This window comes from Desulfuromonas acetexigens (genome assembly GCF_900111775.1).
In the GTDB taxonomy this organism is placed as follows: Bacteria; Desulfobacterota; Desulfuromonadia; order Desulfuromonadales; family Trichloromonadaceae; genus Trichloromonas; species Trichloromonas acetexigens.
The window spans coordinates 38,498-57,301 of the sequence record NZ_FOJJ01000009.1 but is presented as its reverse complement, the minus strand read 5'-3'; the positions used below and the strand labels follow the sequence as shown (position 1 = coordinate 57,301).

At 59.2% G+C, this 18,804-nt stretch carries 23 protein-coding genes; 17 read left to right on the top strand and 6 right to left on the bottom strand.

Annotation, left to right across the window (positions count from 1 at the left end; all coding sequences use genetic code 11):
- The coding region (locus BQ4888_RS17500) for a hypothetical protein (RefSeq protein WP_170232978.1) at positions 1-585 on the top strand (585 nt) is incomplete at its 5' end.
- A gap of 81 nt (positions 586-666) precedes the next feature.
- On the opposite strand, the gene BQ4888_RS06130 is transcribed toward BQ4888_RS17500, so the two are convergent.
- The 5 genes from BQ4888_RS06130 to BQ4888_RS06110 form a co-directional block, all read right to left on the bottom strand.
- A complete protein-coding gene (locus BQ4888_RS06130) occupies positions 667-1,266 on the bottom strand; it encodes a hypothetical protein (protein ID WP_092055057.1) in 600 nt (199 codons plus the stop codon).
- Between the two features lie 92 nt (positions 1,267-1,358).
- The gene (locus tag BQ4888_RS06125; RefSeq protein WP_092055056.1) at positions 1,359-1,718 is read right to left on the bottom strand and encodes a hypothetical protein; all 360 of its coding nucleotides are present in this window, start codon (positions 1,716-1,718) and stop codon (positions 1,359-1,361) included.
- 299 nt (positions 1,719-2,017) lie between these two features.
- A complete protein-coding gene (locus tag BQ4888_RS06120) occupies positions 2,018-3,334 on the bottom strand; it encodes a type II toxin-antitoxin system HipA family toxin (protein ID WP_092055076.1) in 1,317 nt (438 codons plus the stop codon).
- Entirely contained in the window at positions 3,324-3,656 is a 333-nt protein-coding gene (locus BQ4888_RS06115; RefSeq protein ID WP_092055052.1) for a helix-turn-helix transcriptional regulator, read from the bottom strand. The genes BQ4888_RS06120 and BQ4888_RS06115 overlap by 11 nt, the downstream gene beginning before the upstream one ends.
- Before the next feature lie 399 nt (positions 3,657-4,055).
- Positions 4,056-5,585, bottom strand: a complete 1,530-nt coding sequence (locus tag BQ4888_RS06110; RefSeq protein WP_092055050.1) for a YifB family Mg chelatase-like AAA ATPase — start codon at positions 5,583-5,585, stop codon at positions 4,056-4,058.
- 153 nt (positions 5,586-5,738) lie between these two features.
- Between BQ4888_RS06110 and BQ4888_RS06105 the strand changes: the two genes are divergently transcribed.
- Positions 5,739-6,701, top strand: coding sequence for a cation diffusion facilitator family transporter (locus tag BQ4888_RS06105; RefSeq protein ID WP_092055047.1), 963 nt, complete (start codon positions 5,739-5,741; stop codon positions 6,699-6,701).
- 15 nt (positions 6,702-6,716) lie between these two features.
- Complete coding sequence (locus tag BQ4888_RS06100; protein ID WP_092055041.1) at positions 6,717-7,106, top strand: hypothetical protein; 390 nt, start codon at positions 6,717-6,719, stop codon at positions 7,104-7,106.
- On the opposite strand, the gene BQ4888_RS06095 is transcribed toward BQ4888_RS06100, so the two are convergent.
- Positions 7,107-7,898, bottom strand: coding sequence for a carbon-nitrogen family hydrolase (locus BQ4888_RS06095; protein ID WP_092055040.1), 792 nt, complete (start codon positions 7,896-7,898; stop codon positions 7,107-7,109). It lies immediately after the preceding gene.
- A gap of 314 nt (positions 7,899-8,212) precedes the next feature.
- Between BQ4888_RS06095 and BQ4888_RS06090 the strand changes: the two genes are divergently transcribed.
- From BQ4888_RS06090 to grpE, 14 genes are all read left to right on the top strand, one after another.
- On the top strand, positions 8,213-8,695 hold the full coding sequence (locus BQ4888_RS06090; protein WP_092055036.1) for a Na+/H+ antiporter subunit E: 483 nt from the start codon (positions 8,213-8,215) through the stop codon (positions 8,693-8,695).
- Entirely contained in the window at positions 8,695-8,979 is a 285-nt protein-coding gene (locus BQ4888_RS06085) for an MrpF/PhaF family protein (protein ID WP_092055032.1), read from the top strand. Before BQ4888_RS06090 ends, BQ4888_RS06085 begins: the two co-directional genes overlap by 1 nt.
- Before the next feature lie 14 nt (positions 8,980-8,993).
- Positions 8,994-9,323 (top strand): monovalent cation/H(+) antiporter subunit G, encoded by a 330-nt coding sequence (gene mnhG, locus BQ4888_RS06080; RefSeq protein WP_092055029.1) that lies wholly within the window; start codon positions 8,994-8,996, stop codon positions 9,321-9,323.
- A complete protein-coding gene (locus BQ4888_RS06075) occupies positions 9,320-9,565 on the top strand; it encodes a Na(+)/H(+) antiporter subunit B (protein WP_092055026.1) in 246 nt (81 codons plus the stop codon). Before mnhG ends, BQ4888_RS06075 begins: the two co-directional genes overlap by 4 nt.
- Complete coding sequence (gene mbhE / locus BQ4888_RS17690; RefSeq protein WP_205748052.1) at positions 9,562-9,834, top strand: hydrogen gas-evolving membrane-bound hydrogenase subunit E; 273 nt, start codon at positions 9,562-9,564, stop codon at positions 9,832-9,834. The genes BQ4888_RS06075 and mbhE overlap by 4 nt, the downstream gene beginning before the upstream one ends.
- Positions 9,831-10,310 (top strand): MnhB domain-containing protein, encoded by a 480-nt coding sequence (locus BQ4888_RS17685; protein WP_205748051.1) that lies wholly within the window; start codon positions 9,831-9,833, stop codon positions 10,308-10,310. The genes mbhE and BQ4888_RS17685 overlap by 4 nt, the downstream gene beginning before the upstream one ends.
- Position 10,311: 1 nt before the next feature.
- Positions 10,312-10,701, top strand: a complete 390-nt coding sequence (locus BQ4888_RS06065; RefSeq protein WP_092055024.1) for a cation:proton antiporter subunit C — start codon at positions 10,312-10,314, stop codon at positions 10,699-10,701.
- Positions 10,698-12,179 carry a monovalent cation/H+ antiporter subunit D family protein gene (locus BQ4888_RS06060; RefSeq protein ID WP_092055020.1) on the top strand — a complete coding sequence of 494 codons (1,482 nt, stop codon included), beginning with the start codon at positions 10,698-10,700 and terminating at the stop codon, positions 12,177-12,179. The genes BQ4888_RS06065 and BQ4888_RS06060 overlap by 4 nt, the downstream gene beginning before the upstream one ends.
- 64 nt (positions 12,180-12,243) lie before the next feature.
- Positions 12,244-13,716 carry a monovalent cation/H+ antiporter subunit D family protein gene (locus BQ4888_RS06055; RefSeq protein WP_092055018.1) on the top strand — a complete coding sequence of 491 codons (1,473 nt, stop codon included), beginning with the start codon at positions 12,244-12,246 and terminating at the stop codon, positions 13,714-13,716.
- A gap of 9 nt (positions 13,717-13,725) precedes the next feature.
- Positions 13,726-13,992 (top strand): hypothetical protein, encoded by a 267-nt coding sequence (locus tag BQ4888_RS06050; protein WP_092055014.1) that lies wholly within the window; start codon positions 13,726-13,728, stop codon positions 13,990-13,992.
- Positions 13,982-15,748 (top strand): Na(+)/H(+) antiporter subunit D, encoded by a 1,767-nt coding sequence (locus BQ4888_RS06045; RefSeq protein ID WP_092055010.1) that lies wholly within the window; start codon positions 13,982-13,984, stop codon positions 15,746-15,748. The genes BQ4888_RS06050 and BQ4888_RS06045 overlap by 11 nt, the downstream gene beginning before the upstream one ends.
- A gap of 43 nt (positions 15,749-15,791) precedes the next feature.
- Positions 15,792-16,928 (top strand): radical SAM family heme chaperone HemW, encoded by a 1,137-nt coding sequence (hemW, locus tag BQ4888_RS06040; protein WP_092055007.1) that lies wholly within the window; start codon positions 15,792-15,794, stop codon positions 16,926-16,928.
- Positions 16,929-17,101: 173 nt separating this feature from the next.
- Positions 17,102-18,142, top strand: coding sequence for a heat-inducible transcriptional repressor HrcA (gene hrcA / locus BQ4888_RS06035; protein ID WP_092055003.1), 1,041 nt, complete (start codon positions 17,102-17,104; stop codon positions 18,140-18,142).
- Between the two features lie 23 nt (positions 18,143-18,165).
- Complete coding sequence (gene grpE, locus BQ4888_RS06030; RefSeq protein WP_092055001.1) at positions 18,166-18,750, top strand: nucleotide exchange factor GrpE; 585 nt, start codon at positions 18,166-18,168, stop codon at positions 18,748-18,750.
- Positions 18,751-18,804: the final 54 nt, after the last annotated feature.

The window sequence follows — 18,804 nt, the reverse complement described above, 5'->3', positions numbered from 1 at the left end:
CTTGAGCCATCTGGAGCAGGTGTTGAAGACTTTCGCCGAACTCCCGACCGCCTCGCTAAGGGGGATGCTGGAGGACTTCATGGCCCAGATACCGGCCTTGTTACGACGAGCAACGCTACTTCCGGCCCATGTCTTTTGAAAGATCATTTTGATTTCAGGGCTTTAGGCCCTGTCATACTGCTGCGAAAGTTGAGTAAAAAAATTAATTATTTTATAGAAGTAAAGAAGGGATGGTACTGTCTGAATAAAAGATCAAAATATGAATTAAATAAATCCATTGAGAATGGCATACGAAATCTTGTTGATCAGATAAGTGTAATAAAAAAAATTTCCCCAAATTGGGACGGGTTTTATGATGTATATCTTGGTATTATAATAATTCACGGCTATCACAATAATGGTGACGATACATACAATTGCAACGATGTCTTAGATAACATATATAACCTATTGGATAAGAGGAAAAATTACCAATTGATTTCTTCTACATGGACACTCCCAGGCGATATGGAAGTTAATTGGAAGAAAGATCGTTGCAGATTTGTTACGATACAAGGAATAGTTGGCTCTAAAAAGAAAATATAAAAGTTCTTTAGTCTGCTGTAGAACGAACAGGAAAATTGCTCTGTCGCGCCAAGCACTACGCTTTCAATAGAAGAACTTCTGTCACCTTGTTGTTTCAGTAATCCAGTCGTCAAGACGGATGATAAAGCCTTTGGTCAAAGAAGTATTGAGGTTTGCGAAGTAGTTATATAGGTCACAACTGTTACTCCGCCGTTGGAGAAACTTATCCACAAAACGACAGATAAGCCAAGTGGCAATCATCTCGATGCCGAACTTTTCCAGAAGATCGTCTGGCGAAGTGCCAAGACTGAGAGGAGAAACAACGAGGCAGGCGCAAGGCAGAGCATAATCATTGCGCAGTAAGCGTACATGAGGTTCTCCCGCCCGGTCTTCGGCTAAATCCCAAGTCAGGATCGCCTTCAGAGCGTTTTCTGGGATCACCTCTTCAATTAGGCGCTTGGCGGAAGTGAAGGATATTGAATCCCGAACGTCCAGTACCAGAAAAATAACGTCCGCTCGGTCGATCCGGTTTTTTATCTCCGGCGAATCCAATTGGAGGTCGCCGTATAGATCAGGAAAAATGCAGGGAGCATTCTTCACGTTGCGCTTGATCTGCCGGCCGACCATTCTGCCGAATGAGCCGATCCCCACCGTCAGTATGCGGGGACGAGTCTGCACAGTGACTTGCTCTGTTGAAACCAACTAGGCCTCCTTTCGCTAAGATCCACCACCGGGCTTCCGTTTTGGACTGACCGGAGGTGGATCTTTTCATGAGTCGCCATCATCGATAATATTCAGATCAGCTCATCCTCTTCGTCGTCTTCATCCTCTAACTCAAAGTCGTCAGCATCTTCCGAATTATCATCCTCTTCGTAGATGTACTTCTCCACCAGCCGCTGAGGCAGCCGCCGCGTCCCGGTGAAATTTTGTTCACAGCTCACCACCAGAAAATTATCGCAGGTAACGAGCAGGTAGCCGTTTTCCAGCAAGGCGTCATTGATCCCCCGCAGAAAATCCTCATCGAGCCGCCTCACCCCGGCGATACCGCGCAACTCCGACCAGCCGATGCGATACCGTTCACTCTCGTCGCCGCCGAAGCTCTCATCGTATAGATCCGCAAGAATCCGTGCCGTTTCCGAAACCGAGCGTGCCATGGGTCTCCTCCTTGGTTGGGGTTGACTCCATCATGGCATGAGCGAGCGACAGTTTTTGTCGCGAAAAATACGATTTTTTCTACTGCGGGGGGGGACAGAAGCTGACACAGGAGATTCACGCGGACTGGCGATCGGGTCCCCGTGACCCCAGGCTTCGGCCGGAGGGTTCTGGCGGACCGAAGAACTTCCAACCAGATTGGAGAAGGTCCAGGCGCCCGTGAGGATGTGGGAGTAGCTGCGGCCTATGATAAAGGGTGATACCAGTTTCGACTGGCCCTGATCCAGTCAAGCACCCTGCATCATAAAGCGTTTTTTTTGCGGATTTCGTCAGCAAGCGTCTTGAGGGAGGCGTTCTCTCCTGACAGATCATCGAAAGCAAAGGGGTTGAGAAACTGTCGACCCCAGAACAATCTGCGATCGGTTTCGTTGAGATCGGCCTTCTGGCAGACATCATTCCAGCAATTACCAATCATCGTGAGTTGGTGGCTGACAATCTCGCGGGCATCAGCTGGTGACAAAAGATAGTGATGCGCGGCGTCAAGGCATGAAGAGACGCGGCTCATGCGATTGTCGCCGCCGATCAACATGGCTTGAGTCGCCTCGTTGCCGCTGCGTCCTTGCGGGCAGATATCATAGGCCGGAGTCAGGGAAAGGGTCTCGCCATTCCAGAAAGCCGCATGATTCCGGGCATGGTCGTCGGTGTTGCCGACGAGGATATTGAAGACGATGCGGGCGAAGAGCTCCTTCAGCGTTACCTGTACATCGGTGAATTTATGCCGGACGATTTCAGCCAGATCCTGGTAGCTGGCGTAGCGGGCCATCATTTCGTCCAGACCAAGCAGGGTGAGGGCCGAAAGCATGGGGCATCGTTGCCAGCCCTTTTTCGACCAGACGCGGTCAAAGCGCTCAATCAGCAAGACATCCTTGCCCAAGGCCGAGGTCATCTCCACCTCAGCGGCATGGAGTCCACTCAGTTTAGCCAGACGCATGGCAATAAATTCCGCCTTGACGACACTGTAGAGGTCTGTGGTCGAAGAAAACTTGGCGATATATTTCTTGGCCTGATGTTCGAGGAGAGCCTTGGGGCGTGCCCCGCCAATCGAGCTGCCATGATGCAGGGCTTCGTCAAGGTCTGCGTTTAGAGGGACGCCTTTTTCAACCCTCTCAGCGGAGCGCAGTAACTCTTCAAGAGAGGCATTGACCGGGGATCGAGGTACATATTCGACCGGTGAGAGTTGAAAATCGAGTGCGCCGATTCGATCGGAGCCGGATTCGAGCAGGTAGGTCAATTCGTCAAATTGAGAGACATCCGTGTTTTTCCCTTTGCGACCGAGCAACCGGTTCAGCAGCACCCGCCGACCCCAGGCGTCCGGAGCTCCATCACGGATGCAGCCGGGGATGGTCAGCCCCTTCGGCAGGGGGAGCGCCCCTGGTCGTAAAGGGAGTTCACGGTCATAGATGGCGATGGCGTGGTCTCGTTCGAGATAGCGTTTGCCGTAGTTGAAAACCAGCGTGTCCCCTTCCGCCGTCAGTTTTCCGGCGACGACCGGCTCGACCTCGCCCGACAACCAGATCCAGACGTAGGCTTCGGTGTATTTTTCCGGCTTAGAACTCATCATCGACCGGTTTTCTGCTGGGGTGAATATGCTTGGGAAGCAGGGCGATCCGCTCGTCGGCCTCACGGATTCGCCCTCTTAGTGCTTCGCTATCCGCATCAAACAGTTTGATCCCGACCAGCGTCGCGACTTCAAAGACCAGACCGATCTTGCAGGCCATGTCGCCTTTTTCAATCCGCTGCAAGGTAGCCCTGGCTATCCCGGCACGCTCAGCCAGCTCAGCTTCCGACCAGCGGCGTTGCTTGCGTCCAAGCTGGATCTGTTTGCCGAGCAGCTTGACCGCTTCAATGGTGTATTTCGAAAAAGGCCGTGCCTGCTTCATCGCTTATCTCAATCCGGGTTTTTGGTGACGGTCGTTCAGTCATGCCTTTGTTCTGTAAGAACTATGCTGGATCAAGGTCATCCTGTCAAGTAAAACGACTCAAATATGAGTCATATTTGTTAGATAAGGATTACATATGAGACATTATTTGCTATTTTATTTGAACTTGCCTACTTGAGCCTGAATCCTTGAGTCCCGCATCCCCAACTCGGATTACTCCTGTATGGGGGGCGAATTTCGGCGTTGTTCTTTCGGGTCCATGCTCTATCCGTAGGCCAGACTCCGACAAACTTCCGCGAAGGCTTCGTAAATTCAGTTCGCTGTGGTAACTGAAGCGCGGGCGCAGGCGCAGAAGCCGGCGGGTCGGGGGGGCGGGGAACGATGGTTGACCAAGGAGATTCAGGCGGACTTGCGATCAAGACCTCGATACTGGATGGCTTCGGCCAGATGGGCTTGTTCGATGCGCTCGCTGCCGGCGAGGTCGGCGATGGTGCGGGCGACTTTGAGGATGCGCGAGTAGCTGCGGGCCGAGAGGCCGAGGCGGTCGGTGACCATCTCCAGCAGTTTGTGTCCGGCCTCGTCCACCGCACAGAACTTGCGGATGTGGCGGGCCTGCATCTGGCTGTTGGCATGCAGGCCGAAGGTTTCCAGTCGCTCGCGCTGCAGCTGCCGGGCGGCTTCGACCCGGGCGCGGATGGCGGCGGAGGATTCGCCGTCGACGGGATCAGCCAAATCCTTGTGCGGCACCCGGGGCACCTCGACATGCAGGTCGATGCGGTCGAGCAGCGGCCCGGAGAGGCGGGAGCGGTAGCGTTGCAGCATCGGCGGGGTGCAGGTGCATTCGCGCAGGCTGTCGCCGAGGAAACCGCAGTGGCAGGGATTCATTGCCGCCACCAGCATGAAATTGGCGGGATAGGTAAGGCTGGTGGCGGCGCGGCTGATGCAGACCTGACCGTCTTCGAGGGGTTGGCGCAGCATTTCCAACACATTTTTTTTGAACTCGGGGAGCTCATCCAAAAAAAGGACGCCGTTGTGAGCGAGGCTGACTTCGCCGGGGCGGGGATAGGCGCCGCCGCCGATGAGACCGGCGTCGGAGATCGTGTGGTGCGGCGCCCGGAAGGGGCGAGCGGCGACCAGGGCGTCGCGGCGGGGAAGCAATCCGCTGATGGAGTGGATCTTCGTCGTTTCCAGGGCCTCGGCGAAGTCGGGCGCAGGGAGGATGCCGGGAATGCGCCGGGCGAGCATGGTCTTGCCGCTGCCGGGAGGACCGATCATCAGCACGTTGTGGCCGCCAGCGGCGGCGACTTCGAGGGCGCGTTTGACGTGCTCCTGGCCGCGCACCTCGGCGAAATCCTCGGCGCCGCAAACGCCCTCGCGAAAGAGCTCGGCAACATCGACCTGGCAGGGTTCCAGTTCGGCGGCGCCGGCGAGAAAATCGATCACTTCGCCGAGATCATGCACGCCGTAAACCGGCAGGGCGTCGACGATCGCTCCTTCGCGGGCGTTCTCCTCGGGGAGGATCAGCCCGGCGACGTCCCAGTCCTTGGCGGCGAGGGCCACCGGCAGGGCGCCGCGCACCGGCTTGACCCGACCGTCGAGGGAGAGTTCCCCCATCAGCACATAGCGCCCGGGCCGTCCCGGCTTGAGGGCGCCGGTGGCGGTGAGCAGGCCGACGGCCATGGGCAGGTCGAAGGCGGCGCCGTCTTTTTTGATGTCGGCGGGGGCGAGGTTGATGGTGATCTTGCGGCCGGGGAATTCGTAACCGCTGTTCTTGATCGCCGATTTGACCCGGTCCTTGCTCTCCTTGACCGCCCCTTCCGGCAAGCCGACGGTGGCGAACTGGGGCAATCCCTGGGCGATATCGACTTCCACATCTACGGGATAGGCGTCGATGCCGATCAGCGCCCCCGACAATACCTTGGCCAGCATGGTCCCTCCTTGATATTTTATTAAAGCTGGCCAATCCTAACGAAAAGCCGCGCGGGCGGCAAGGGTTAATCGTCTCCTTGACGACGCTTTTACGGCTTGCCTTGCCCCGGCGCCCGGGCCTAAGATGGTCGCCGTCCATGGAAAGGATTCCGCATGCACGACGACGACCTCCTCGACCACAACATTTCCCGAGGGTTTCTCCTCGCCATCGCCTTGACCTCCGTGACCCTGGTCGCCGAGGTGATCGGCGGCTTCTGGACCAACTCCCTGGCGCTGCTCTCCGACGCCGCCCATGTTTTCATGGATCTCTTCGCCCTCGCCCTGTCGCTGGCGGCGATCCGCCTCGCCGCCCGACCAGTCAGCGACCGCCGTACCTACGGCTGGCACCGGGCGGAAATCCTCGCGTCGCTGATCAACGGTCTGAGCCTGCTGATCATCGCCGTCGGCATCCTGCACGAGGCCTGGGGCCGTTTTCAGCACCCCGAGCCGGTGAAGAGCCGGGAGATGTTCGTCATCGCCGTCATCGGCCTGGTCATGAACCTGATCGCCGCCCGCTTCCTGCACGGCCACGCCCATCACGACCTCAACGTGCGCAGCGCCTTTTTGCATGTGCTCGGCGACGCTCTCGCCTCGGTCGGGGTCATCGTCGGCGGCCTGATCATGCTGCAGACCGGCTGGTATGTGGTCGATGCTCTGATTTCCGCCGGCATCGCCCTGATCATCGGTGGGGGAGCGCTGCGCATTCTGCGCGAGGCCGGGCATATTCTGCTGGAAGGGGTGCCGGCGCACATCGACCTTAACCAGGTGGTGACGCGGATCAAGGATCAGGAAGGGGTGAACGATGTCCATCAGCTGCACGTCTGGTCGATCTGCTCGCACATCACCGCCCTGTCGGCGCATATCGACCTGCATCCCGACTACCTGCCGCGCCAGGGGGAAGTGATCGGTCGCATCGAGGCGATGCTCGACCACGACTTCCACATCACCCGCACTACCCTGCAGGGGCAGTGTCACAGCTGCGCCAACGGCGATACCCTTCAGCCCCTGCGCCATCGGCCCCGGGTCGCGGACCACGAGCATGACCACGAACACGGCCATGCCCATCGTCACCCTTAATTAACGAGTCTCTCCATGAAACACCTCTTTAAAACGATCTTCTGGGCCGTCTTCCTGATCCTGCTGCTGCTCGGCATCGACCAGTATTTCGTGCGCGTCCCCGCAAGCCAACCGGCCGTGGCGGCGGTGCGCGCCTTTTACCTCGACTTTCGCGCCCGGTTGCTGCGTCAGCTACCCGAGGAGGGGCCGGTGAGTGTCGAAGCGGTCATCGAGGCGGCGGAAAAAGAGGTTGCCCAGCCCCAGCCCAAAGCGCTTGCGCCAAAAAAAGCGGCGCCCGTAAGCGCCGCCGAAGAACCGAAATATAAATATCTTTACGCCGATGCCGACGGCGGCCTGCACTTTGCCGCCTCGCTGGAAGAAATTCCCGAACCCTTCCGCCGACAGGCCCAGCGCCTGGAAGAATGATCAGGGCAGGGTGCCGTAGACCTCCGGGCGACGATCCTGGTAACAACGGATCTGCGTGCGGTAGTTGACCATCTCCTCGAAATCGAAAGCGGCGACCAGTTCGGTGTCGCTCTCTCCGGCCTCGCCGAGGATTTCCCCCCGGGGGGCGATAAGCAGGCTCATGCCGAAAAAGTCGAGCTTGCCCTGGATGCCGCAGCAGTTGGCGGCGATGACGAAGAACTGGTTTTCGATGGCGCGGGCGCGCAGCAGGGTGCGCCAGTGATCCTGCCGGGGTTTCGGCCATTCGGCGCTGAGACAGAGGATTTCCGCCCCTTCCAGCGCCAGTTTGCGGAAGAGCTCGGGGAAACGCAGATCGTAGCAGATGGCGACGCCGAGGCGCCCGACCGAGGTCGGCACCACCAGGGTGCGGTCGCCGGCGGCGAGGAAGCGGTCTTCGCCCATGTTGGAAAAGAGGTGCAGTTTGCGGTATTTGTCGACAACCTTCCCCTGATCAACAACATAGGCGGTGTTGTAGACCCGGTCCCCCTGCCCTTCCGGCAGGCTGCCGACCAGGACCATCCCCAACTCCCGGGCGAGATCCCGCAACGCCTCCAGTACCCGGGGGGTTTCCCGGGCCAGTTCGGGAAGGCGTTTATAGTCGTAGCCGGTGCTCCACATCTCCGGCAGCACCGCGAGCTCGGCGCCTTGCTCGCGCACCCGGCGAAGGGCGGCCAGGGCGCGTTCGAGGTTGGTCTCCACCTCGCCGAGAGCGATGTTGAATTGGACGGCTGCCGCGTGTATCCTGCGTTCCATGTCCCCTGTCCTTTCCGGTCCATTTAATTTTTTAGAATTGCGTTCTATTTTTATTAAAAATCCAAAGCGATAGGATAATCTCCAACGACGCTGGGCAATTATAGAGAAAGCCCGAGGCCTTGACAACCTCAATCGGACACCGGATTTCCTTGACCCTAAGATTTAAAACTGCTAAACAGGACTGGCGTTTTATTATTGGCAAAACCAAAGTGCATCCGTGCACCGCTCTACAATAAATCCTAAACCGATGTTTTTTCAATCGGTTTGGTCCGTTCTTCCCGTTTCGCCAACCATCACGACGCAAAGGGTTGCCCATGGCCAAGGTCGTCACCTTTTTTGTCATGTTCGCCTTCTGGGTGGTCATGTCGGGCATGTTCGATGCCTTTCACCTCTCCCTCGGGGTCGTTTCCTGCCTGCTGATCGCCCACTTCAGCCACAGCCTGCTCCTCTACGGCGATCCGAAAAGCTGGGGGCGAGGCTTTTTCGGCATCCTCTTCTACCTGCCCTGGCTCTTCTGGGAAATCCTCATCTCCAATCTGCAGGTCACCTATATCGTTCTGCATCCGCGCATGCTCGATCTGATCGATCCGCAGCTGGTCCGTTTCAAAACAAACCTGAAGCGCCCCATCTCCAAGGTCACCCTGGCCCAGTCCATCACCCTGACCCCCGGCACCGTCACCGTCGATATCGAAGAGGATGAACTGCTCGTCTATGCCCTGACCGAGAGCGGCGCCCAGTCGCTAGCGGGCAGCGCCATGGAGCGGCGCATCGCCGCCGCCCTGGAAGGAGGAAAATAATGGAACAGTTCTTCCTTGCCGTAGCCATCGCCTTGATACTGCTGATGTTCCTCTCCCTCTACCGGGTGCTGGCCGGCCCCACCATCCTCGATCGGATGCTCGGCGGCAACGTGATCGGCACCAAGACCACGGCACTGCTCTTGCTGATCGGTCTGCTTTTCGACAACGTGGGGATGTTCGTCGATATCGCCATCGCCTACGCCATGCTCAACTTTATCGCCACCCTCGGTTCGGCCAAATTCTTTTTGCATCGCAGAAGCATTCATCTGGAAGACCATCAGTAAGGGGTTAGGTCGCCATGATCCTCAATATCGTCAGCATCGTCCTGATTTCCGCCGGGCTCTTTTTTTTCATCGTCGGCACCCTCGGCATCCTGCGTTTTCCCGATTTCTACACCCGCGTCCAGGCCGCCGGCAAATGCGACTCCCTGGCTGCGGTTCTGGTTCTGGTCGGCATTGCGGTCTATAACCTGGGGGATCTCTCCCTGGCGACGGTGCTGGTGAGCATCAAGATTCTCTTCATCGCCGCTTTCGTCTTCATCTCCAGCCCCACCGCCACCCACGCCATCACCGACGCCGCGCTGCTGATCGGCGTCAAACCCTGGACCAAGGAGAAGAACACCCCATGATCTGGCAGCTTGATCTCCTCATTCTGCTCTTGGTGGTCGTTTGCGCCCTGGCCACCATCACCGTCAAGGACCTGCTCTCGGCGACGATCATCTTCGGCGTCTACAGCTTTCTCATGTGCCTGCTCTGGGCGGAGATGGGGGCCGTGGACGTGGCCTTCACCGAAGCGACCGTCGGCGCCGGCATCAGCACCGTCCTCTTCATCGCCGCCATTCTGCGCACCAACCGAAGGAGCAAGGATTGAAAGCGCTCGCCCTTATCGCCACGGTCATCACCGGCATCCTGCTGCTCTACGGCACCCGGGACTTTCCCACCTGGGGCGATCCCCAGTCTCCGGCCAACCGCCACCTTTCTCCCTATTACATTGAGAATGCGGTGGCGGAGACGCATGTGCCGAACGTCGTCACGGCAGTGCTCGGGGATTACCGGGGGTACGACACCATGTTCGAAACGGTCGTCATCTTCTGCGCCGGCATGGCCGTCGCCAGCGTGCTGCGGAGGAACAAGCCATGAAACGACGCATGGAACGGGCCACCGGTCAGCACCTGGGGGACAGCCCGATCATCAAGACCAGCGTGCGCCTGCTGGTCCCCTTCGTGCAGCTCTTCGGCCTGTACGTCATCGTGCACGGCCATTACAGCCCGGGGGGCGGCTTCCAGGGGGGGGTGGCGCTCGGCGCCTCCTTCATCCTGCTGGCTTTGGCCTATGACCTGAAGACCTCGATCCGCCACTTCTCCGAAGGGGCCAACGCCGTGCTGGCCAATACCGGCGCGCTGATCTTCACCGGCGTCGCTGCCCTCTGTGCGGTCATGGGCGGGCTCTTCCTCGACTACAGCGCCCTCGACAAGCTGATCCCGATGGGTCCCATCGAATGGCGCTCCTTCGGAATCTTTCTGGTCGAGGTCGGCGTCGGCCTGGCGGTCATGAGCATCATGGTGTCGCTCTTCTGGGATATTTCCTCGGGCGGCGAAATGGACGAGGGGCTCTGATATGGACGGAATACTTCAGGAAGTCGTCGCCAAATACAACTACTGGATCTACGTCGTGCTGATGATGATCGGCTTCTATGCCATGATCGGCAAGCGCAACCTGGTCAAGAAGCTGCTGGGGATGAACATCTTCCAGACGGCGATCATCCTCTTTTTTGTCTCCACCGGGGTCAAACGCGGGGGCGGCATCCCGATTCTCGACAAATACAAGGTGCTGGCCGAAGGGATCGATCCCACCCAGATCGTCAACCCCCTCCCGCACGTGCTGATGCTCACCGCCATCGTCGTTTCGGTCAGCGTCACCGGTGTGGCCTTGGCGGTGTTGCAGCGCATCCACCGGGAATACGGCACCCTCGAAGAGGATGAAATCCTGGAGAGGATCAGCGAATGACCACCAGCAACCTCCATCTCTACGCCCTGGCCGCGCCGCTTTTGACCGCCTTTTTCGTCAATCTGCTCGGCCGTCTGTCGCGCAATTGGATCGCGCCGCTGGTCACACTCGCCCTGGCCTTTTCCACGGCCTTCTCCGGGGTGACCCTGCTCAACGTGCTGCGCCATGGCGCCTATCGCTACACGGTGGGGAACTGGCGTCCCCCCTTCGGCATCGAACTGGTGATCGACCACCTCAGCGCCTTGATGATGGTGCTGATCAGCCTGGTTGCCCTGATCGCCACCCTCGCCGCCTTCAAATGCGTGGAACGGGAACTGCCGGGGCGGGAACATCTCTTCTTCACCCTCTATCTCATTCTCATCGCCGGCCTTTTCGGGCTGGTGCTGACCGGGGACGCCTTCAACCTCTACGTGCTGCTGGAAATCACCTCCATCACCACCTACGGCCTCATCGCCATGGGCAAGGGGCGCGCTCCGCTGGCGAGTTTCAACTACATCATCATGGGCTCCATCGGCGCCTGTTTCTATCTGCTCGGCGTCGGCTATCTCTATATCCTCACCGGCACCTTGAACATGGCCGACATCGCCTCGCGCATCGCCGGTCTCGACGCCCCCGCCGCCCTGGCCACGGCGTTCGGCTTCATCATGGTCGGACTGTGGGTAAAGATGGCCTTCTTCCCCTTGCACAACTGGCTGCCCAACGCCTATTCCCTCGCCCCCACCGGCGCCGGCCTGCTCATCGCGCCGCTCATGACCAAGGTCACCGTTTACCTGATGATCCGGGTCATCTTCGCGGTCTTCACCCCCAGCTATACCTTTTTCCAGCATGCCGGGGTGCAGGCGGCGATCGTCTGGGTCGCGGCGGCGGCGATCATCTGCGCCTCCTCTCTGGCCCTGGCCCAGAGGGATTTAAGGCGGATGCTGACCTATATCATCGTCGCCGAGGTCGGCTACATGGTCGGCGGGGTCTGGTTGGCCAACGCCCAGGGGATGACCGGCGCCATCCTGCATATCGTCAACGACGCGCTGATGACCCTCTGCCTTTTCCTGGCGGCAGCGGCCATCCACTACCGCACCGGCAGCCTGCGCTTCGAGGATCTCACCGGGCTCTACCGGAAGATGCCGGTGACCATGGCGGCCTTCACCGTCGGCGCCTTCGCCATGATCGGCATCCCCCCCACCTGCGGCTTTTTCAGCAAGTGGTATCTGCTCCTCGGCGGCATCGAAGCGGGTCAATGGGGCTATGTCGTGGCCTTGATCTTCAGCAGTCTGGTCAACGCCGTGATCTTTTTCCGCATTATCGAGATCGCCTTTTTCCGCAAAGAGGCCCACGGGCACGAGGTGCTTCCCCGTCAAGAAGCGCCGGCTTTGTTGCTGAATTCCCTGGTGCTCTCGGCCATCGCCCTGATCGCCGTCGGTTTCGGTTCGGGACCACTCGTGACCAACATCATCCGCCTGGCCATCCCGGCGGGATTCTGAGATCTCGGCCATGACCGATATTCACCCTGTTCATTCTTCCATCCCTCGGGAATAAAGAGAGACTATGGCGTATTCATATTCCATCTGGCCTCTGGTCGCGATTCTCGTCTCCCTGCTGGCGACCTTGCCGATCATGGCCTTCAACGACCGGGCGCCCAACCTGCGCGAAGGCAGTACCCTGATGGCGGCGGTCGCCAAGTTCATGATCGTTGCCGCGATGATTCCCACCGTCATGCAGGGGGGCGGCTTCGAACTGACCCTGGCGGAAGTCATCCCGGGCGTGCCGATTCAGCTGCGGGTCGACGGCATGGGGCTCTTTTTCGCCCTGGTCGCTTCTTTCCTCTGGATCTTCACCTCCCTCTATTCCATCGGCTACATGCGCAGCCTCGGGGAGCATGACCAGACCCGCTACTTCGCTTCCTTCGCAGTGGCGATCTCGGCGACGATCGGCGTGGCCTTCTCGGCCAACCTGCTGACCATGTATCTCTTTTACGAGATGCTCTCCCTCTCGACCTACCCGCTGGTCACCCATGAACAGAACGACGAGGCCCGCGCCTCGGGACGCAAATACCTCACCTACATCCTCGGCACCTCCATCGGCCTGGCCCTGCCGGCGATGCTCATCACCTATCAGCTGGCCGGAACCCTCGACTTCACCCAGGGCGGCATCCTCACCGGCTGCGCCTCGCCGAGTACCGTCACGCTGCTTCTGGTCCTCTTCATCTTCGGTTTCGCCAAGGCCGGGATCATGCCCTTCCACGGCTGGCTGCCGGCGGCGATGGTGGCACCGACCCCGGTCAGTTCCTTCCTCCACGGCGTGGCCGTGGTCAAGGTCGGGGTTTTCTCCATTATGCGGGTGATTTTCGACATTTTCGGCCCCGACCTGCTGCGCGATCTGAATCTCGGGGTGGTTATCACCACCATCGCCTCGATCACCATCCTCGTGGCCTCGCTGGTCGCTCTGACCCAGGACAACCTCAAGCGGCGGCTGGCCTATTCGACCATCGGCCAACTCTCCTACATGATTCTCGGCGCCGGCATGCTGACGGCGGCGGGGATGACCGGCGGCATCCTGCACATCGCCATGCACGCCTTCGGCAAGATCACCCTCTTCTTCTGCGCCGGGGCGATCTACGTGGCCCATCACAAAAAATACATCAGCCAGATGGATGGTCTCGGCCGCAAAATGCCGATCACCTATCTGGCCTTTTTTCTCGGCTCGATGAGCATCATCGGCATGCCGCCGATGGGGGGCTTCATCAGCAAGTGGAATCTTGTTATCGGCGCGGTCGAGGGGGATCACTTGCTCCTTTTGCTGGTACTGCTCATCAGTTCCCTGCTCAATGCCGCCTATTTCTTCCCCATCGTTTACCGGGGATTTTTCGCCAAGGCCCCCGAAGGGGAAGAAGCGACCGGTATTCAAGAAGCACCGATATTCTGCCTGCTGCCCCTGTCAGTTACGGCCCTGGCATCGCTCGCGCTCTTCTTTTACTCCGATATCTTTTATGGGCTGGCTCATCTCGCCCTGTTTCCCTGAGGTCACGGTATGCTTCCAGACAAGAAACAACCGAAGGAATGGGACTGGTTCGACCACCCGCGCAACATTAAACGGCTGCGGATCGGTTTTTATGTCGTTCTGGCCTTGCTGGTGTTGCCTGACTTCTTTCTGCACAAGCACACCCTCTTTTCATCGATGGAAGGCTGGCCGGGATTCTATGCCCTCTTCGGCTTTATCGCCTGCGTAGCGATCATCCTGGTTTCCAAAGGGCTCGGGTATCTGCTCAAGCGCAAGGAGGATTACTATGAGCGCTAGCCTGCACCCTTCGCTCTTCTTCTTCGCCGCCGCGCTGCTGATCTGGCTCTTGCCTCTATTCGGACGGCGGGTTCTGATCCTACTGGCTCCGGCCGCGGCGTTCTGGGCCGTCACCCAGCTCGACTTCGGGCTGGCTTGGTCTTATCAGCTGCTTGGTTTCGACCTTCATCTGCTGCGGGTCGACAAACTGAGCAAGGCTTTCGGCTACGTCTTTACCATCAATGCCCTGGCCTGCTTTCTCTTCGCCCTACACCTGAAAACGCGCTATGAGCACGCGGCCGCCCTGGCCTACATCGGTGCCAGTATCGGTGCAGTTTTTGCCGGCGATCTGATCACCCTCTACCTCTTCTGGGAGGTCATGGCCGTCACTTCCACTTTCCTGGTTTTGGCACGCAATACCGAACGGGCCTATGGAGCGGCTTTCCGTTATGTCATGGTGCATATCTTCGGCGGACTCTGCCTGCTCGCCGGCATCCTGCTCCAAGTGCAGGCCACGGGCTCGGTGGCTTTCGACAGCTTCGACCTGCGCGGGCTGCCGACCTACCTGATTCTGATCGGCTTTTTGGTCAACGCTGCCGCGCCGCCGATCAGTTCCTGGCTTTCCGACGCCTACCCCGAGGCCACCGTCACCGGCGGGGTCATCATGACCGCCTACACTACCAAAACCGCCGTCTACACCCTGATTCGCGGCTTCGCCGGCTGGGAAATCCTGATGGTCGTCGGCTGTTTCATGGCGCTCTACGGAATCGTCTATGCGATCCTCGAAAATGACATGCGGCGCATCCTTGCCTACTCCATCATCAATCAGGTCGGCTTCATGATCTGCGGCATCGGCATCGGCACCGCCATGGCGATCAGCGGCGCGGTGGCGCACGCCTTCTGTCACATCATCTACAAAGCGCTGCTCTGGATGAGTGCCGGAGCGGTACTCTACATGACCACTAAGAGCAAATGCACCGACCTAGGTGGGCTCTACAAGACTATGCCGCTGACCATGATCTTCGGCACCATTGGCGCCCTGGCCATTTCCAGCTTCCCGGGCTTTTCCGGGTATACCAGCAAGCCGATGATCATTGAAGCGGGGGTTCACGAAGGTTTCTTCTGGGTCTGGCTGGTTCTCGAACTCGCCTCAGCCGGGGTTTTTCTCCACGCCGGCATCAAGTTCCCCTATTTCGTCTTTTTCGCCAAAGACAACGGACTGCGCCCCGGTGAACCACCCAAGCACATGCTCGTCGCTATGGCCCTTCTCGCCTTTATCTGTATCTTCCTCGGCCTCTATCCACAACCGCTGTACGACATCCTCCCATACCCGGTGGATTTCCAGGCCTATACCTTCGAGCACACCCTCAACCAGCTACAATTGCTGATGTTTTCGGCCCTGGCTTTTTTTCTGCTACTGCCTTTGCTTAAACGCACGGAAACGATCTCCCTGGATACCGACTGGTTCTATCGCAAGGGCGGCCGGCTCTTTCATAACACCGCCGCCACCATCTTCAACGGGCTCAACAGTTGGGCCGATCGCACATTTTCTCACCGCTTGCCCGCACGAATGGCGGCCTTTTTTTCGGATCCTGGAGCCAACATCCAAAAAACGGCTGTACACCTTTTTACCGGACCGACAGGAGGCGATCGAAATCTGTCCGCCATCGACGCGGCCATCGAGCGCCGCAGCCGGCTCGGCGCCTACCCGGTGGGGATCGGGGTGCTGCTCGCGGTCCTTTGCCTCTCGGTGATGTCCTTCATCTTCTTCTGGTGACCTCGAACAGGGCGGCCGCTCATCCCGGCCGCCCTTTTTGCTCATGACCTCCCTCTACCTGCACATTCCCTTCTGCGCCCGCAAGTGCCCCTATTGCGATTTTTTCTCTACCGACCGTCATTCCCCGGCAGTGCTGGCGGAGTATGTCGACCTGCTGCTCAAACAGCTGGAACTGGCCGCGGCCGCCGGAACCTGGTCGGGGCCGCTGACGACGGTCTTTTTCGGCGGCGGCACCCCATCACTGCTGGCGCCGCCGCAGATCGGCCGGATTCTCCAGGCCGCCGCCGCCCACTTCGGCTTCGTTGCCGATTGTGAAATCAGTCTCGAAGCCAACCCCGGCACCCTCTCCCCCCAATCCCTCGCCGGCTACCGTGCCGTCGGGATCAACCGCCTCTCCCTCGGCGCCCAATCCCTCGACGATCGGGCTCTGGCCCAGCTTGGCCGCATCCACAGCGCCGCCGAAATCCGCCAGGCGGTGGCCTGGAGTCGCGCGGCGGGCTTCGACAATCTCGGCCTCGATCTGATTTATGCCCGCTCCGGGCAAAGCCCGGCCGATCTGGAGCGGGAACTTGTTGCCTTTCTCGCCCTCGAACCGGAGCACCTCTCCTGCTACGGCCTGAGCGTGGAGGAAGACACCCCTTTCCATGCCTTCCAGCGCCGGGGAGAACTAGCCCTTCCCGACGAACAGAGCTACGCCCGGCAGTTTGTCCTCCTCCATGAACACCTTGCCGAAGCAGGCTTTGGTCACTACGAAATCTCCAATTACGCCCGCCCCGGCCGGAAATGCCGCCACAACCTCCGCTACTGGCGCCGCCGGGGGTGTCTGGCCCTCGGCGCCGGCGCCCATGCCTTCGATCCCGCCGGCTGGGGACGGCGCCTGGCGGTCCCCGGCGAACTTGCCGCCTACCGGCAAGCCTTGGAGGTGGGACAGGATCCCCTGCTGGAGTTGGAAAGCTTTGACCGCACCGGGGCCATGGCCGAAACCCTTTACCTCGGCCTGCGTACCGCTGAAGGCGTTGCCGACCGGGATTTCTCCGTGCGCTTCGGAGAGTCTCTCGGCGAACACTTTGCTCCGGCCATCGCCCGCGCCGGCAGCCATCTACACCATGAAAACGGCCGCTGGACCTTCGACCTCTCCGGCTGGCTGCTCTTCGATCACCTGATCCTCCCCTTTCTCTAGCCTGACCCATACCCCTTTTTCACGGGAGAAAATGCCCTGTAATGGGGGGCTTTGCCCTTGACAAAGAATAGGGGCATTGTTATGTTGTGCCACGTTAGCACTCGGAAGTGATGAGTGCTAAGGCAACGACGGCCGGGGCTTTCCGGCTTGAGTTTTTTGGGGCCGGATAAACCATGAGCGATGAACTCAACGAGCGTAGTCGGCGCATTCTCGAAGCGATCGTCGAGGATTACATCGGCACCGCCGAACCGATCGGTTCGCGGGCGGTGACCCGCCGCCACCACCTCGGCCTGTCGCCGGCGACGGTGCGCAACGTCATGGCCGATCTCGAAGAGATGGGCTACATCGTCTCCCCTCATACCTCGGCGGGGCGAGTCCCCACGGAAAAGGGCTACCGTTTTTACGTCGACACCCTGCTGCAGGTCGGGCAACTCGACTTGCAACAGAAAAGCCGCATCGAACAATTTTACCGCATCGACGGTCTGCGCGTCGAAGAGCGGCTGCGGGAGGCGGGCAAGGTACTTTCGGCCATTTCCAGCTATACCGGAGTGGTGATGACGCCCCGCTTCAACTGCACGGTCTTCCGCCATATCGAGTTTCTCAAGCTCTCCCAGGGGCGGCTGCTGGTCATCTTCGTCTCCCACTCCGGCCTGGTCCAGAACAAGGTCATCGAAACCGACCTCTCGCTTTCCCAGTCGGAACTGGAGCATATTTCCAGCTATCTCAACCAGACCCTCAGCGGCCTGAGCATCCAGGAGATCAAAGCCAAAATCGTGCGGGAAATGGCCGAGGAGAAGGCTGTTTACGACAAGCTGCTGAGCCGCGCCCTGGAGCTCTCCCAGGAGGCGTTAAGCGACGAGCTGGGCGGCCAGGTCTATATCGAAGGGGCTGCCAACATCCTGGAGCAGGCCGAATTCAAGGATCTGGAGCGGATGAAGCGGCTCTTTCGGGCCTTCGAGCAGAAGAGCCTGCTGGTCGAACTGCTCGACAAAAGCCAGCAGGCGCGGGGCGTGCAGATTTTCATCGGCAGCGAATCCGAATACCGGGAAATCGAGGGATGCAGCCTGATTACCGCCAACTATTCGAGCAGTCGGGGAACGATCGGCACCCTCGGGGTGATCGGCCCCAGCCGCATGAACTATTCCCAGGTGATCCCCGTGGTCGACTACACTGCGCGCCTGGTCAGCCAAATACTTGAAACCGAATTAGAATAGTCAGACACAGGAGAACGCATATCGTGGCAAAAAAATCCGAACACCTTAAAGAGCAGCCCCAACCCATAAGCGAAGAAGCGCCCGCCGAGGAGACCGAGGAAACGGGCGCGGCCGAGGCTGGTGAAGGCGCTCCGGCGCTGGAGGAGCAGCTGGCGGCGGCGCAGGAAGAGGCACGGAAGAACTGGGACCTTTATCTGCGCGAACGGGCCGACCTGGAGAATTTCCGCCGCCGCGCCCAGAAGGAAAAGGAAGATCTGGCCCGCTTTGCCAACGAAAATATCCTCAAGGAACTGCTGCCGGTGCTGGACAACCTGGAACGGGCTCTCGAACACGCCCGCCAGGAAGGCGGCGCGGGGGAGGAAAGTTTGCGTCAGGGGGTGGAGATGACCCTCGGTCTCTTTGCTAAAAGCCTGGAAAAATTTGGCGTCACCCCGATCCAGGCGGAAGGCGCGCCCTTCGATCCGGCCTGGCACGAAGCAATGGGACAGCTGGAAAGCGCCGAACATCCGGCGAATACCGTGGTGAAAGAGCTGCAGAAGGGCTACCAGCTCAACGGCCGGCTGCTGCGCCCCACCCTGGTCATGGTGGCCAAGGCGCCCGCCGCCTAGCCGTCCTGCTCAATCCACAAAAAATCACCCGTTAAAAGGGCTCAACACAAGGAG

Coding starts and splice junctions, on each gene's coding strand:
- BQ4888_RS06125 (WP_092055056.1), bottom strand. CDS start 1,718: ATGGCACGCTCGGTTTCGGAAACGGCACGGATTCTTGCGGATCTATAC.
- BQ4888_RS06120 (WP_092055076.1), bottom strand. CDS start 3,334: ATGAGTTCTAAGCCGGAAAAATACACCGAAGCCTACGTCTGGATCTGG.
- BQ4888_RS06115 (WP_092055052.1), bottom strand. CDS start 3,656: ATGAAGCAGGCACGGCCTTTTTCGAAATACACCATTGAAGCGGTCAAG.
- BQ4888_RS06110 (WP_092055050.1), bottom strand. CDS start 5,585: ATGCTGGCCAAGGTATTGTCGGGGGCGCTGATCGGCATCGACGCCTAT.
- BQ4888_RS06105 (WP_092055047.1), top strand. CDS start 5,739: ATGCACGACGACGACCTCCTCGACCACAACATTTCCCGAGGGTTTCTC.
- BQ4888_RS06100 (WP_092055041.1), top strand. CDS start 6,717: ATGAAACACCTCTTTAAAACGATCTTCTGGGCCGTCTTCCTGATCCTG.
- BQ4888_RS06095 (WP_092055040.1), bottom strand. CDS start 7,898: ATGGAACGCAGGATACACGCGGCAGCCGTCCAATTCAACATCGCTCTC.
- BQ4888_RS06090 (WP_092055036.1), top strand. CDS start 8,213: ATGGCCAAGGTCGTCACCTTTTTTGTCATGTTCGCCTTCTGGGTGGTC.
- BQ4888_RS06085 (WP_092055032.1), top strand. CDS start 8,695: ATGGAACAGTTCTTCCTTGCCGTAGCCATCGCCTTGATACTGCTGATG.
- mnhG (WP_092055029.1), top strand. CDS start 8,994: ATGATCCTCAATATCGTCAGCATCGTCCTGATTTCCGCCGGGCTCTTT.
- BQ4888_RS06075 (WP_092055026.1), top strand. CDS start 9,320: ATGATCTGGCAGCTTGATCTCCTCATTCTGCTCTTGGTGGTCGTTTGC.
- BQ4888_RS17685 (WP_205748051.1), top strand. CDS start 9,831: ATGAAACGACGCATGGAACGGGCCACCGGTCAGCACCTGGGGGACAGC.
- BQ4888_RS06065 (WP_092055024.1), top strand. CDS start 10,312: ATGGACGGAATACTTCAGGAAGTCGTCGCCAAATACAACTACTGGATC.
- BQ4888_RS06060 (WP_092055020.1), top strand. CDS start 10,698: ATGACCACCAGCAACCTCCATCTCTACGCCCTGGCCGCGCCGCTTTTG.
- BQ4888_RS06055 (WP_092055018.1), top strand. CDS start 12,244: ATGGCGTATTCATATTCCATCTGGCCTCTGGTCGCGATTCTCGTCTCC.
- BQ4888_RS06050 (WP_092055014.1), top strand. CDS start 13,726: ATGCTTCCAGACAAGAAACAACCGAAGGAATGGGACTGGTTCGACCAC.
- BQ4888_RS06045 (WP_092055010.1), top strand. CDS start 13,982: ATGAGCGCTAGCCTGCACCCTTCGCTCTTCTTCTTCGCCGCCGCGCTG.
- hemW (WP_092055007.1), top strand. CDS start 15,792: ATGACCTCCCTCTACCTGCACATTCCCTTCTGCGCCCGCAAGTGCCCC.
- hrcA (WP_092055003.1), top strand. CDS start 17,102: ATGAGCGATGAACTCAACGAGCGTAGTCGGCGCATTCTCGAAGCGATC.